Here is a 13,985-nt window from a genome sequence, read left to right as displayed (position 1 = left end):
CCGAATGTGATGCAGCTCACTCCCCCTGCGAGCTGGTCTGCCGCCGGTATCTTCGTGACATGCCGACACCGCTGACGATCATGTTCTGGCCCGAGTCGGCCTACGGGCCGACCAATCAATGCATCGGACTGGCCGCGATCCTGCGCGACCGCGGGCACACCATCGTCTTCGCCGCCGAGAGTTCCTGGGCCGGCAAACTCGCACCGTTCGGTTTCATCGAGGAACTCGTCGATCTGGCCGAACCCGATCCCGAGGCGAACGAGCAGGACGCGGGCAAGTTCTGGACCGACTTCATCGCCGAAACCGCGCCGGAGTTCCGCAAACCCACGATCGAGCAGCTCGAGTCGTTCATCCAGCCGACCTATCAGGCGTTGATCGACGGCGCGAAGTACAGCGAGCCCCGATTGCGTCAGATCATCGCCACTCACCGCCCGGACGTGATCGTCGAAGACAACGTGGTGCTGTTCCCCGCACTGGTCACCGCGGGAGCGCCCTTCGTGCGGATCGTCTCCTGCAGCCCGCTGGAAATCCCCGGCCCTGAAGTGCCTCCGCCGTTCTCGGGTCTGCCGAGCGCTGACCGCACCGACTGGGACCACTACCGCGCCGAGTTCGCCCGAACCCACCGCGCCATGTGGTCCGATTTCGACGCCTGGGTGCAGGCCCAGGGCGCCCCCGCGTTGCCGGAGCTGGAGTTCATGCCCCGCGCCAATGCGGCCAATCTGTACGTCTACCCCGCCGAAGCCGACTACACCGATGTCCGTCCGCTCGACGGCACCTGGACCCGGATGGACTCCAGCGTGCGGGAAACCGATGACGACTACCCACTGCCGGAAACGGTGACAGGCCGGCCCGCCGACAGCGGTCTCATCTACCTGTCTCTCGGCTCGCTCGGGGGCGCCGACGTGGCGCTCATGCAACGATTGGTCGACGTGCTCGGTACCACCCGACACCGTTACATCGTCAGTATGGGGCCGCAGGCCGACCGGATCACGCTGGCCGACAACATGGTCGGCGCACAGATGCTCCCGCAGACCACGGTCATTCCCCAGGTCGATCTGGTGATCTCCCACGGCGGCAACAACACCGTCACCGAGACCGTGCACTTCGGGAAACCGCTGATCGTACTGCCGCTGTTCTGGGATCAGTACGAAAACGCCCAGCGCATAGCCGAACTCGGCTTCGGCATCCGGCTCGACACCTACGCCTTCGCCGATCATGAACTGACCGCGGCGGTGGACCGCCTCCTCGCCGACACCGCGCTGCGGCAGCGCATGGACGGAATCGGCGCCGCGGTGCGCCGGCGCGACGGGCTGCGAGTGGGCGCCGACGTGATCGAAGAGGTCGGTGTCCAGCACCGGGCGTCGGTTGCCTGATTTCCTCGACGCCCTCGACCTGGGCGGCGGCAGGCGGCTCGTCATCGTGCCCGACGGCGACGGACTGGCCGCGCTCCCCCACGTCGGCGACGTCCGCGCCCGACCCGGCGACGGTGCGGCCGAGGCGCTCCTGACAGTCCTGGCACGCGGATCAAAAGACCAGGGCCGCTTCACCATTCACTCGTGGAGCACCCGTACCGCCACCGGTGAGCGGGCCATCGGCGTCGACCAGACCAACGAATCGGTGATCGTCGGCGCCACCGCGGTGGTCAAGTGGGCCACCCATCTCGAAGCCGGTCCGCACCCGGCGCCGCACCGGATCACCACGCTGCGCGAAGCCGGATTCACCGGCATGCCGACACCGTGGGGGCTGATCACCTGGCGCTCACCAGACGGTGACGAGACCCTGGTGGCCAGCGTGGACGAGTACCTGCCCGGTGCCGTCGACGGCTGGACCTGGGCGGTGGAGCTGATCACCCGGGCCGTCCTCACGCGTGATCCCGGCCCTGTCGTCGAGGCAGCCACCGCGGTGGGAATTCTGGTGGCCGACCTGCACACCGCACTGGCGAGCACCACCACCACCGCCGCGCCGGAGGACGCTCAACGTTGGCATGAGGACGCGATGGGCACCCTCGACATCGCCTGCGCCAGCGGCGACTCCGCGAGTATCACCACCGCCCGTACCCGCCGCCACGAGATCGCGACCATCCTCGGCGCGGTGGGCACGCTGGGTGGTACACCGGTGCTCGACGGTCACGGTGATCTGCATGTCGGCCAGGTGTTGCGCAGCGGCCACCGGTTCGTGGTGACCGATTTCGACGGCAACCCGGTGCTCCCGGCACGGCAGCGGATGCTGCCGATTCCCGCAGCCCTCGATGTCGCGGGCATGACCCAATCACTGGCCCACGCCGCCGTCGTCGCCCGCAAGTACACCGACCTGGACCCCGACATACTCGCCGAGGTGGACGCCGCCGCACGCGCGGCGTTCCTCGGTGGCTACGCCGGAGAACTCGACCACACCGTCTTGCGCGCCTTCCGCCTGCAGCAGGTGCTGCGCGAGATCATCTACGCCGCCCGGCATCTGCCACGGTGGATGTATATCCCCGATGCGGCACTGCCCGCACTTCTCGATGAAAGGTCACCGCTGTGAAACCCGAAGGGTTCCTGGCCGACGTGCAGCGCAAGCCGGAGGTCCTGGGTCGGCTCGCTGAGACTCTGGCCGCCGAAAATCCCTGGGCCGCTGTCGTTTCGCCGGATGTCGAGCGGGTTGTCCTGCTCGGAATGGGCTCGTCGGCCTACGCCGGCGGGGTGGCCGCGGCGAGGATGCGCGCCCGCGGGCTCATCGTCACATCGGAGCTGGCGTCGTCCTCACTGCTGCCCGACTGGGGTCCCGGCACTCTGGTGGTGGCCACCTCGGCCAGCGGCGGCTCCGTCGAAACCCTCGACGCCCTGGACCGGTTGCGCCGGCAGGTGCCCACCGTGGCGCTGACCAACACCGCCGACTCCCCGATCACCGAAGCCTGCGATGCCACCGTGGCACTGCACGCGGAACCGGAGGTCGGCGGTGTCGCCTGCCGCAGTTATCAGCACACGCTGGCGCTGCTGATAGCGCTCGAATGCCACCTCACCGGCAGGGACACCCCGACTGACACCATCACCAGGTCGGCCGAAGCCACCCAACACCTCCTCGACACCGAAAGCACTTGGCAGCCGGAGCTTTCGGGACTCCTGCTGGGGCCGGATGGAACCCACTTGGCTGCGCCCGCACAGCGGCTCTGTTCTGCGCAGCAGGGGTCGCTGATGGTGCGAGAAGGCCCGCGGCTTCCGGCGGTGGGATGTGAGACCGGCGACTGGAGCCACGTCGACGTCTACCTGACCAAGACCACCGACTACCGGCTGCTGGTCTTCGCCGGCTCGGCCTGGGAGAACCAACTGGCGGAGTGGACCACCGCCCGCGGCAGCACCGTCGTCGGTGTCGGCGGTGAGGTGCCAGGCGCAGGGTACGAATTGCGGTATCCGGGTGACACCGACGACGACGTCCGCCTGCTCACCGAGGTGGTGGTCCCGGAGTTGCTCGCCGCCCGCGCCTGGCAGAGGCAGTGACCTCAGCGCCAGCCGGCCAACACCTTGTCCAGGGTGACGGGCAGATCACGCACCCGCACGCCGGTCGCGTTGTAGACGGCGTTGGCCACCGCGGCGGCGGCGCCCACTATCCCGATCTCACCGGCTCCCCGCGACCCCATCACGTTGAAGTGCTCGTCCGGCGTGTTCAGCCAGATGGCGTCGACGTCCTCGACATCGGCGTGTGAGCTGATGTGGTAGGTCGCCAGATCCTGGGTGACCACATGGCCGAAACGCGTGTCGCGGACGCTTTCCTCATGCAACGCCATCGACAGGCCCATGGTCATACCGCCGATGAGTTGCGACCGCAGTGTGCGGCCGTTGATGGCCCGCCCCACGTCGAACACCCCGAGCATCCGGGGTACGCGGATCTCGCCGGTGTCGCGATGCACCCGGACCTCGACGAATTGGGCTCCGAAGGACTGCACGGTGAAGTCGTCGGACTCGGGACCCGATGATTCCGCCATCGTCGTCGCGCCGACGGCCGGGGGATCGCCGTGGTCGCGCCGGAACTGTTCGGCCGCCGTGACGATCGCGGTGCCCCACGACGTCATGCCGGACGACCCGCCCGCCACCGACGCCGGTGGCAGATCGGTATCACCGATCTGCAGGTCGACGGCGTCCACGCCGCAGCCCAGTGCGTCGGCGGCGATCTGCGTCAGCGTCGTCCAGGTTCCGGTGCCGATATCGGCGGCGCCGATGGCGACCGCGTAACGCCCCTCGGCCGCGTAGGTGATGCGGGCGGCGTTGCCGGGCATGGCCATTCCGGGATACGTGGACGACGCCACTCCCATCCCGATGAACCAATCCTGGGACATCTGCTGTCCCGGAGTGGGGTTACGCGTTTCCCAGCCGAACCGTTCGGCCCCCAGCCGTAGACACTCCACCAGGTGGCGACCGGACCACGGTTTACCCGTTTCCGGGTCGACCTCGGGTTCGTTGCGGATCCGGAGCTCGACCGGGTCGATGCCGCAGGCCACCGCAAGTTCGTCCATCGCGGCCTCGGCGGCGTAGGTGCCCGGGCACTCCCCCGGCGCACGCATCCAGAACGGGATCGCCACATCGAGTTTGGCCAGCCGGTGCGACGTCCGCCGGTTCGGTGAGGCGTACATCTTGCGCGAGGTCACCGCGGTCTGCTCGGCGAATTCCTTGGCCGCTGAGGTCTGTTCCACCACGTCGTGCACCAGCGCGGTCAGCCGGCCGTCGCCACCGGCACCAAGCCGCAGACGCTGGATGGTCTGGGTGCGGTACCCCACCAGTGAGAACATCTGTTGCCGGGTCAGTGCCAGCTTGACGGGGCGCCCGCCGGCCCGCTGGGCGGCCAGCAGCACCAGGACATCATGGGCGTGCGGCGCCCCCTTCGAACCGAAACCGCCACCCACGTGCGGGGCCACCACCCGCAGCTGTTCGGGTTCCACACCGAGGATGGGCGCCAACGTCTTTCGCACCACGTGCACGCCCTGGGTGGAGTCGTACATGGTGATCGACGGCTGCCCGCCGCGGGTGGACCACTGCGCGATGCAGGCGTGCGGTTCCATCGGGTTGTTGTGCTCGATGGGGGTCGTATAGGTCTGGTCCACCACGAACTCGGCAGCGGCCAGCGCGGCCTCGACATCCCCGTCGTCGGTGTCCGGATCGTAGGACGGATTCACCGATTCCGGTGTGTACAGACCCGGGTGATCCGGGGTCAGTTCGGCGTCGTGAGCCTCCTGCTCATAGTCCGGCTCCACCAGACCCGCAGCGTGACGGGCGATTTCGGCTGTCTCCGCCACCACGCCGCCGATCAACTGGCCGCGGAAATGCACGCGCTGATCCTGGAGTATCGCCAGTTCGCCGTCGGAGTCATCGGCCAGTTCGGGTGCGTCGAACACGGTCAGGACATCGAGCACACCGTCCACCGCGCGCGCTTGGGCGGTGTCCATCGCGATCACCCGGCCACGGGCGATGGTCGACTGGATGGGGTGCAGATAAGCCGGGTTGTCGACGGCCTGTTCGAAGGCGTACGGCGCGGTGCCGGTGACCTTGGCGCGACCGTCCAGGCGGGCGACCGGCTGGCCGATCGAGCGGGGTTCGAGCATCGTCATGAGCGCTGCCTCCCACTGAGTGCACGCAGTTCGGCGATCAGGGTGCGGCGGGTCAGGTCGACCTTGAACTCGTTGCCGGGCAGCGGTTCGGCCGCCGCCAACTCGGCATCGGCAGCCGCGCGGAAGGTCTCCTCGGTGGCCGGTGCACCCGTCAGCACACCCTCGGCTTTGCGGGCCCGCCAAGGTTTGTGGGCCACCCCGCCGAAAGCGATTCTGGCGGAGTGGATGTCGCCGGAGGGCGTCACCACGAGTTCGGCCGCCACCGAGACCAGAGCGAACGCGTACGACGCGCGGTCGCGCACCTTGCGATAGTTCGACACCGCGCCCTCGGGTGGCGCCGGCAGCTCGACGGCTGTGATGAGTTCGCCGTGGCGCAACACCGTGTCCCGTTCCGGCTCCTCGCCCGGCAGCCGGTGGAACTCTTCGACCGGCACACGCCTTTCACCGTTGTCACCCTGGATCACCACCTCGGCGTCCAGCGCGGCCATGGCCACCGCCATATCGGAGGGATGGACGGCCACACACTGCGGGGACGCACCCAGGATGGCGTGGTAACGGAGGTACCCGCCGATCGCCGAGCAGCCGCTGCCGGGTTCACGTTTGTTGCACGGGGTGGTGACGTCCTGGAAGTACACGCAGCGGGTGCGCTGCAGCAGGTTGCCCGCGGTGGTGGCCGCGTTGCGCAACTGTCCCGAGGCTCCGGACAGCAACGCCCGGGTCAGCACGGGGTAGCGGGACCGGATCACCGGATCCGCGGCGAGATCGCTGTTGCGGACGGTGGCGCCGATGCGCACACCGCCCTCCGGCAGCGCCGTGGTCTCACTTAGGTCGAGCCGGCTGACGTCCACCAGCAGCCCGGGATTGGCGACACCGAGTTTCATGTGGTCGACGAGGTTGGTGCCGCCGGCCAGGTAGGCGGCGTCCGGCCGACGTGCCAGGGTGGCGACGGCGTCAGCGGGGCTGGCCGCGAGGTGGTATTCGAACGGTCTCATCGGGTGGCCGCTTCCTCGATGGCGGCGATGATGTTCGGATACGCCGCGCAACGACACAGATTGCCGCTCATCCGTTCCCGGATCTCCTCGCGGGTGAGCTCGGCGACGTGCTCCAGGTCGTCGGTGACAAAGCTCGGGGCTCCGGCCTTGGCCTCATCGAGCATGCCGACCGCCGAACAGATCTGTCCCGGCGTGCAGTACCCGCATTGGAAGGCGTCTTCGTCGTAGAACGCCTGGGCCACGGGGTGCAACTCCTCGCCGGAACCCAGGCCCCCGGCGGTGGTGACCTGACTGCCCTGCGCGGCGACCGCGAACGACAGGCAGCTGACCACCCGGCGGCCGTCGACCAGGACGGTGCACGAACCGCACTGGCCGTGGTCACAACCCTTCTTCGCGGTGCGTACGCCCAGGTGTTCACGGAGGGCGTCCAGCAGGGTGACGCGGTTGTCGACCCGCAGCTCGTGGCGCTGGCCGTCGACCTCCAGAGTCACGTCGGTACAGGGATTGGGCGCAGACATGTGCGCCGGATACCCGGGTCAGCTACCCCCAAACGCCGCTTCCAGGTGCCGCGGGTGATGGCAGGCCGCCGCATGCGCGGGCTCATGTGTCACCAACAGCGGCTCCTCCGCGGTGCACACTTCGGTGGCCCAGCGGCACCGGGTGTGGAAGCGGCATCCCGACGGCGGGTCGATCGGGCTGGGGACGTCCCCTTCGAGGATGAGCCGCTCCCGCGCGGAGTTGCGTCGAGGGTCCGGGATCGGCACCGCGGACAGCAGTGCGTTGGCGTATGGGTGAAACGGCTTGTCATACAGATCGTTTGACATCCCGGTCTCGACGATCTTGCCGAGGTACATGACGGCCACCCGATCCGACACATGCCGCACCACACCGAGATCGTGCGCGACGAACAGGTAGGACAGCTTGAACTCGTCCTGCAGGTCCTCGAGGAGGTTGATGATCTGCGCCTGCACCGACACGTCCAGCGCCGAGACCGGTTCGTCGGCGATGATCAGCTTCGGGCGCAGCGCCAGCGCCCGCGCGATGCCGATCCGCTGGCGCTGTCCACCGGAGAATTCATGGGGGTAGCGGTTGATGTGCTCGGCCTGCAACCCGACCCGGTCCAGCAAGTCCTGGACCTTGCGCTTGACGTCGCCGCCGCCGGCCAGGCCGTGCAGTTCCATCGCGTCGCCGATGATCTGTCCGACCCGCTTGCGTGGGTTCAGTGAGGCGAACGGGTCCTGGAACACCATCTGGATGTGCCTGCGGATGGGGCGCAGTTCCCGTCGCGACCGGCCCACCAGTTCCTGGCCGTCGAAGCGCACCGACCCCGAGGTCGGGGTCAACAGCTGCATGATCAGCCGGCACAGTGTGGACTTGCCGCAGCCGGACTCGCCCACCAGCCCCAGGGTTTCGCCTTCGTGGAGCACCAGGCTCACCCCGTCGACGGCGCGCACCCGCGCGACCTCGCGTTCGATGACGGCGCCCGCCTTGATCGGGAAGTGTTTGACCAGGTCGGTGACTTCCAGAAGCGGTTCAGTCATGAGGCGACCGGTTTCCGCAACCCGATCCGGCCGTCGACATCACGCAGTGTCGACTTCTGTTCCGGTTCCAGCCAGCACCGGTCCAGGTGCTCCGGGAACCTCCGGGGTTCCAGCGGTGGCGGGGTGTCGCAGGCCTCGAAGGCGTGCGGGCAGCGCGGGGCGAACCGGCAGCCGGAAGGCAGTGACAGCAGCGACGGCGGGGCGCCGCCGATCTGCGGCAGACGGCTGTGCTGCGGCGCGTCCAGCGGCGTCAGCGAGCCGAAAAGCCCCCAGGTGTAAGGATGCTGGGGATCGTAGAAGATGTCGTCGACACTCGCGTCCTCCACCACATGCCCGGCGTACATGACCAGCACCCGGTCGGCCACCTCCGCCACCACTCCGAGGTCGTGGGTGATCAGGATGACCGCGAGGTCACGCTGGGTGTTGAGATCGTCGAGCAGGCGCAGGATCTGCGCCTGGATCGTGACGTCGAGCGCGGTGGTGGGTTCGTCGGCGATCAGCACGTCCGGTTCCAGCGACAGCGCCATCGCGATCATCACCCGTTGGCGCATACCGCCGGAGAACTCATGGGGGTAATCACGCACCCGCCGTTCAGGATTGGGGATTCCGACCGAACGAAGCAGTTCGACCGCCCGGTCCCGGGCCTCGGCGCGGGAGACGTCGCGGTGCGCCCGGATCATCTCCGCGATCTGGTCACCCACCCGGTACACCGGGTTCAACGAGGTCATCGGATCCTGGAACACCATGGCGATGTCATTGCCCCGCACCTTGCGCAGGTCGTTGTCGCTGAGCGTCACCAGATCCGTGCCGCGGTAGCGGACCGAGCCCCCGATGGTGGCGTTCGGAGCCCGGGTCAGGCCGATCAGCGTCTGGGCGGTGACGCTCTTACCACTGCCGGATTCGCCGACGACGGCCAGTACCTCACCGGCGGACAGGTCGAACGACACGCCGTCGACGGCGTGCACCATGCCGTCCTGGGTGGCGAAACCGACTCGTAGGTCATTGACTTCGAGGATGGGGCTCATACCGGTGCCGCCTCTCCCAATCGGATGCGGGGGTCCAGGAATGCGTACGCGATGTCCACCAGCGTGTTGAACAGCACGATGAAGAAGGCGCCGAACATCGTGACGCCCATCAGCGGAGGCAGATCCAGCGAGCCGATGGCCTGCCCGGCGTACAAACCGACACCGTTGATGTTGAACACCGTCTCGGTGAGGATCGCTCCCCCGCCGACGACGGCCCCGAAATCCAACCCGAACAGGGTCACGATCGGGATCATCGAGTTTCGCAGCACGTGTTTGATGCGGACCTGACGTTCACTGATTCCTTTCGCGCGGGCGGTACGGACGTGGTCGTCGTTCATCACGTCGAGCATGTTGGAGCGCAACACCCTGCTGTAGAAGCCCACGTAGAGCACCGCCAGGGTGATCCACGGCAGGATCAGGTGATACGCCCAGTCCAGTGGGTCCTTGGTCAGCGGCACGTAACTGCTGGTGGGGAACAGCTCAGCTTTGAAACTCAAGTAGTACAACAGAATTGCCGCGAGCCAGAACACCGGCATCGAGATACCGACCAGGCTCAGCACCGTCAGCGCCCGGTCGGTGAGTTTGCCCGCGTGCACCGCGCTCAGATAACCGAACCAGATGGCCAGCGCCATCCACAGCACCGCCGCACCCACGCACAGCGACAGCGTGGCGGGCAGGCCCTTCCAGATCTGGTCCACGACGTTGAGCGAGCTCGCGTACGAGGTGAGTTCTCCGGTGAAGATCTGCTTCATCATCGTCAGGTACTGCACCGGCAGCGGCTGGTCGAGACCGAGGTCGGCGTTGACCCGCGCGATGAGTTCGGGGTCGGCGTTCTTGCCGGCGATGCGCGCCGCCGGATCGGAGTTGGGGATGACGTTGAAGATCAGGAACACCAGAATCGAGATCGCGAACAGCACCGCGACCATGCCGATCACCCGCCTGGCGACGAAACGAAGCATCAGTGCTCCATCCGGATCTTGGCGCGGGGATCGAGCGCGTCGCGCAACCCATCGCCGAACACGTTGAGCGACAACACCGTCAACACGATCAGCAGACCGGGGACGATCGTCAGATGCGGCGCGGTGTAGATCGTCTGGTAACCGTCGGCGATCATGGTGCCCCACGACGCGTTCGGCGCCCGCACACCCGCACCGAGGAACGACAGCGCCGATTCGAGCAGCATGTTGTTCGCGATGTTCAGCGTGAAGAACACGATGATGGTCGACACCACATTCGGCAGCAGTTCGGTGAACATGATGCGCAGCGGCCCCTTGCCCTGAGCCACTGCCGCTTCGATGAACTCCTTCTCCCGCAACGCCAGCACCTCACCGCGGATCGGCCGGGCCATGTACGGCACGTACACCAGGCCGATGATCAGGATCGGGATCCACAGCGAGTCCCCGGCCACCTGCACGTCGCCGATCTTGAAACCGCCCAACGCAAGTGCGGTGCCCAGCGCGATACCGAGCAACAGCACCGGGAAGGCCCACACCACGTCCATGACGCGTGACAGCAGCGCATCGATCCAGCCGCGGTAGTAGCCGCACACCAGGCCGACGAGGACCGCCAACACCGTGGTGATCGCCGCGGCGGCCACTCCGATGTAGATGGATGTCCGCCCGCCGTACATCAACCGCACCATCACGTCACGGCCGTTCTGGTCGGCCCCCAGCAGGTAGCGGCCGTGCAGTCCGGGTCCGATCGGTGTGCCGTCGGGTGATACGACGTCGGTTTCCTTGCCGTCGATCATCACCGTGTCGGTGATGTGGTTCTCGTTGGGTCCGGTGTGCGCCACGTGATCGGCCCACAGCGGCGCCGCCAGGCAGAACACGACGATCAGGACGAACAGCACCCCGAAGCCCAGCGCCACCTTGTTGCGGCGCAGACGTAACCACGCCAGGTACCACGGGCTACGGCCCCGGATCTGCTCGGCCGGAACACCGGTGGGCAGCACCGGTTCCCCGGGTGCCTCCACCGCATCAGTAGGAGTGGCCATTTACTTGATGGCGAGCGCGGACCAGTCCTGGTTGAACAGGAGATGGCTGTAGGCCTTGTCGAAGTCCATCCGTTCGGAGACGAACGTCGTGTACTGCTCGTTGCCGTACGGCGCCCACACCGCCTGCTCCATATAGGCCTTGTCCAACGCCGCGTACTGCTGCTCGGTGTCCCCGTCGGTGAGCTGCTTGGTCAGCAACTCGTTCATCTTGGCGTCCAGCGCGGGGATGGAGGCCCGGGAGAAGTTGTTGCCGTTGGTGGGCAGGATGGCGTCGCTGTTGAGCAGCGGACGGAAGAAGTCGTCCGGGTGCGGGAAGTCCTGGAACCAGTTGGAGAATCCGGTGTCGAGGTCCGGCGTGGACTGGTTGCCGATCGTGGTGAAGTAGACGTCACCGGCGATCACTTTCAGCGTGGCGTTGAAACCCAGCTGGTTGAGCAGATCGTGGTAGTACTCGCCGATCCGCTTGCGGTCAGGCTCGTCGTTGGTCCAGACCGTGATGTCCTTGTCGGCCGGATTGGCCTGAGCCAGCAGCTCTTTGGCCTTGTTCATGTCAGGTCCCGGGTACAGCTTGTACTCCTCGTAGCCGGGCATTCCCGGCGGGAGGATCTGCTGGGTTGCGTGCATGCGACCGCCGAACACGCGGTTGAGGGCTTCGGGGTCGATCGCGTAGTTGATCGCCTGGCGCACCCGCACGTCATTGAAGGGAGCGGTCTGGTTGTTCATCCAGAAGTAGTAGGTGTTGATCGATTCCTCGAGCCGGAACCGTTCTCCGAAGCGGGTTTTGACCTCTTGGAGCCGGTCGGCGTCCGGCGGGTCGACCATGAAATCGATGGTGTTCTGCTCCACTCCGGTCACCTGGGCGGAGTTGCTCTTGTTCTGGGTGACCGTGATCTTGTCGACCTGGGCGTCGGCCACTTCGGTGGCGCCGGCGGCTTTGACGGTCTCGAAGTTGGGGTTACGTTCCAGCGTCAACGTCTGTGGGGCTTCCACATTCGTGATCATGAACGGCCCGCTCGACGGCGGCGGATTGTTGGTGGTGTCATCGGCCAGCGGGGTGCTCGGCGGAACCGGCGCCGAGAACATCAGCGCGAGCACGTTCTCGAAGGTGCCGTTGGGCGCGTCGAGGGTGATGGTGATGTCGCCGGTGGCGTCGTCGGTGACGATGCCGGAGATGGTGTCCGCGGATCCGTCGGCGTATTGGGGCGCGCCGACGATGCCGCTGAAGAACACCGAGCCACCCGAGTCGGCCTTGAACAGCCGCTGGATCGCGTAGGTGAAGTCCGACGCCTTGATGGGCGTGCCGTCGGAGTACAACATGTCCGACCGCAGCTTGAGCTTGTAGGTCTTGCCGTCGGGCGAGACCTCGGGCATCGCCTCGGCCAGGCCGGGCACCACCTCGGTGCCGTCCTCGCCCTTGGCGTGCTTGTAGGTCAGCAGCGGGGTGTAGACGTTGTAGAGCGTCTCCCACCCTTCGACGGTGTACGACAGCTGCGGGTCGATGTAGTCGGGGAACGACGTCATCGAGATGTTGATCTCGCCGCCCCCGGATCCCGAGCTGGAGCCGCCGCCCGCGTCGTCGTCTCCGCCACACGCGGCGACACCGAAGGCGGCGACGGTGGCGATGCAGAACAGGACAGCGGTTTTGCGCAGGGTGGTGCGCAGGGTGCTCATCGGGCTCCTCAGTTGGTTCCGCGGGGCGTGGGTGTACTGCGACCGGTCGGGTTCCGGTCCACGTTTACGCCTCGATCAGGATTCGAGGAGCCATCTTGGACGAGAAAAACAGTTTTGGCTCGCTAAGGATTGAAATTTTTCCCGTTTCACAGACTTTTGACAGGAAACATTCCTGTAATTAGCGCCCACGCAACCGGTTGGTGGAGCGCCGGGAGCGTGGGGTATCTGTAGGGGGTGACCTCACCTGTTTCGGCGGAGCTTCCGCCCCCGCCACCCACCACACCGGCGCGCACGGCTGCTCGTCTGGTTCTGGCCGGCGCCATGGTGTTCGCCGGGCTGAGTCACCTCTTCTGGGGCCGTCAGGAATTCCAGGCCCAGGTGCCGAAATCGCTTCCCATGGATCCGGACGGCGTGGTGATGGCCTCGGGTGGGGTGGAGATCGTGCTCGGTGCCGGTCTGGCACTTCTGCGCCGCGACCGCGTGCTGGTGGGCCGGCTGCTGGCGGCGTTCTTCGTGGCCGTCTTCCCCGGCAACATCGCGCAGTACGTCAACAAGCGCGACGGCTTCGGCCTCAACAGCGACACCAAGAGGTTCGTGCGACTGCTGTTCCAGCCGGTTCTGGTGGCGTGGGCGCTGTGGTCGACCGCCGCCGCTAAGCCTCGTCGGTAGCCGACCGATCCGCTTCGTCCAGCGCGCTGACCGCGATGCCGTAGGGCAGGAACCGCACCTTCCGCGTGGCGTCGGTGTTGTGTTTGTTGGCGCGGAGGGCGTCGAGTTCCGTGGCGAACACCTGCTCCACGGTCGCTGAGCCGTCCTCGGTCACGGTGTAGATGGCCCACACCCCGTCGCCGGTATCGCCGGTGGTCTCGGGCTCGGGCCGCGGCCGGTGACCGCCCTGATCGAAGAACATGTTCCAGCCCCCACGCTGGCCACCGGTCTCGAACACCCGCCCGAACGCTTCGCGCAGACCTTCACCGGCTTCCCGGACCATGCGATCGAAGTCCTCGGGATCGAAGCCGAAGGGATTATTGCTGCTGCTCATGACTCCAGTGTGCCACCGGCCCCCACCACCTCGCCCAAACGTGAGTTTGGGCCCGAAAGTGCGAGGCGGATTCATACGGTCAGAGAAACATTTCTGAGCGTGGGGGTTTGCTGTGCCGAGTGGGGTTCCTGCGTCGCGGT

At 66.8% G+C, this 13,985-nt stretch carries 13 protein-coding genes; 4 read left to right on the top strand and 9 right to left on the bottom strand.

Features of this window, described 5'->3' with window-relative positions; translation table 11 throughout:
• Positions 1 to 59: 59 nt before the first annotated feature.
• From AC3A6P_RS22405 to AC3A6P_RS22395, 3 genes are read left to right on the top strand one after another with little or no spacing between them, the layout of a single operon-like run.
• Positions 60 to 1,373, top strand: coding sequence for a glycosyltransferase (locus AC3A6P_RS22405; protein ID WP_487693998.1), 1,314 nt, complete (start codon positions 60 to 62; stop codon positions 1,371 to 1,373).
• Positions 1,345 to 2,523 (top strand): glucosamine kinase, encoded by a 1,179-nt coding sequence (locus AC3A6P_RS22400; protein ID WP_487693996.1) that lies wholly within the window; start codon positions 1,345 to 1,347, stop codon positions 2,521 to 2,523. Before AC3A6P_RS22405 ends, AC3A6P_RS22400 begins: the two co-directional genes overlap by 29 nt.
• Positions 2,520 to 3,476, top strand: a complete 957-nt coding sequence (locus AC3A6P_RS22395) for an SIS domain-containing protein (protein ID WP_487693995.1) — start codon at positions 2,520 to 2,522, stop codon at positions 3,474 to 3,476. The genes AC3A6P_RS22400 and AC3A6P_RS22395 overlap by 4 nt, the downstream gene beginning before the upstream one ends.
• A gap of 2 nt (positions 3,477 to 3,478) precedes the next feature.
• Here the strand turns inward: AC3A6P_RS22395 and AC3A6P_RS22390 are convergent, their stop codons facing one another.
• The 8 genes from AC3A6P_RS22390 to AC3A6P_RS22355 are packed head-to-tail and all read right to left on the bottom strand — an operon-like array spanning position 3,479 to position 12,803.
• Positions 3,479 to 5,578, bottom strand: coding sequence for a xanthine dehydrogenase family protein molybdopterin-binding subunit (locus AC3A6P_RS22390; RefSeq protein WP_487693993.1), 2,100 nt, complete (start codon positions 5,576 to 5,578; stop codon positions 3,479 to 3,481).
• A complete protein-coding gene (locus AC3A6P_RS22385; RefSeq protein ID WP_487693991.1) occupies positions 5,575 to 6,570 on the bottom strand; it encodes an FAD binding domain-containing protein in 996 nt (331 codons plus the stop codon). Before AC3A6P_RS22385 ends, AC3A6P_RS22390 begins: the two co-directional genes overlap by 4 nt.
• On the bottom strand, positions 6,567 to 7,088 hold the full coding sequence (locus AC3A6P_RS22380; RefSeq protein WP_487693989.1) for a 2Fe-2S iron-sulfur cluster-binding protein: 522 nt from the start codon (positions 7,086 to 7,088) through the stop codon (positions 6,567 to 6,569). Before AC3A6P_RS22380 ends, AC3A6P_RS22385 begins: the two co-directional genes overlap by 4 nt.
• 18 nt (positions 7,089 to 7,106) lie before the next feature.
• Positions 7,107 to 8,111, bottom strand: coding sequence for an ABC transporter ATP-binding protein (locus tag AC3A6P_RS22375; protein WP_487693988.1), 1,005 nt, complete (start codon positions 8,109 to 8,111; stop codon positions 7,107 to 7,109).
• Positions 8,108 to 9,136, bottom strand: a complete 1,029-nt coding sequence (locus AC3A6P_RS22370) for an ABC transporter ATP-binding protein (protein WP_487693987.1) — start codon at positions 9,134 to 9,136, stop codon at positions 8,108 to 8,110. Before AC3A6P_RS22370 ends, AC3A6P_RS22375 begins: the two co-directional genes overlap by 4 nt.
• The gene (locus AC3A6P_RS22365) at positions 9,133 to 10,095 is read right to left on the bottom strand and encodes an ABC transporter permease (RefSeq protein ID WP_487693986.1); all 963 of its coding nucleotides are present in this window, start codon (positions 10,093 to 10,095) and stop codon (positions 9,133 to 9,135) included. Before AC3A6P_RS22365 ends, AC3A6P_RS22370 begins: the two co-directional genes overlap by 4 nt.
• Positions 10,095 to 11,132, bottom strand: coding sequence for an ABC transporter permease (locus AC3A6P_RS22360; protein ID WP_487693984.1), 1,038 nt, complete (start codon positions 11,130 to 11,132; stop codon positions 10,095 to 10,097). The genes AC3A6P_RS22365 and AC3A6P_RS22360 overlap by 1 nt, the downstream gene beginning before the upstream one ends.
• A complete protein-coding gene (locus tag AC3A6P_RS22355; RefSeq protein WP_487693982.1) occupies positions 11,133 to 12,803 on the bottom strand; it encodes an ABC transporter substrate-binding protein in 1,671 nt (556 codons plus the stop codon).
• Positions 12,804 to 13,037: 234 nt separating this feature from the next.
• Here AC3A6P_RS22355 and AC3A6P_RS22350 point away from each other — a divergent pair, with 234 nt between their 5' ends.
• Positions 13,038 to 13,472 carry a DoxX family protein gene (locus AC3A6P_RS22350; RefSeq protein ID WP_487693981.1) on the top strand — a complete coding sequence of 145 codons (435 nt, stop codon included), beginning with the start codon at positions 13,038 to 13,040 and terminating at the stop codon, positions 13,470 to 13,472.
• Here AC3A6P_RS22350 and AC3A6P_RS22345 read toward each other — a convergent pair.
• Complete coding sequence (locus tag AC3A6P_RS22345) at positions 13,456 to 13,845, bottom strand: hypothetical protein (protein ID WP_487693980.1); 390 nt, start codon at positions 13,843 to 13,845, stop codon at positions 13,456 to 13,458. The two genes, AC3A6P_RS22350 and AC3A6P_RS22345, sit on opposite strands and share 17 nt — an antisense overlap.
• Positions 13,846 to 13,985: the final 140 nt, after the last annotated feature.

The organism is Mycobacterium sp. Soil_C_30, assembly GCF_057656995.1.
Note: the sequence above shows the minus strand (reverse complement) of the source record. Positions and strands in the feature narration are given on the sequence as shown.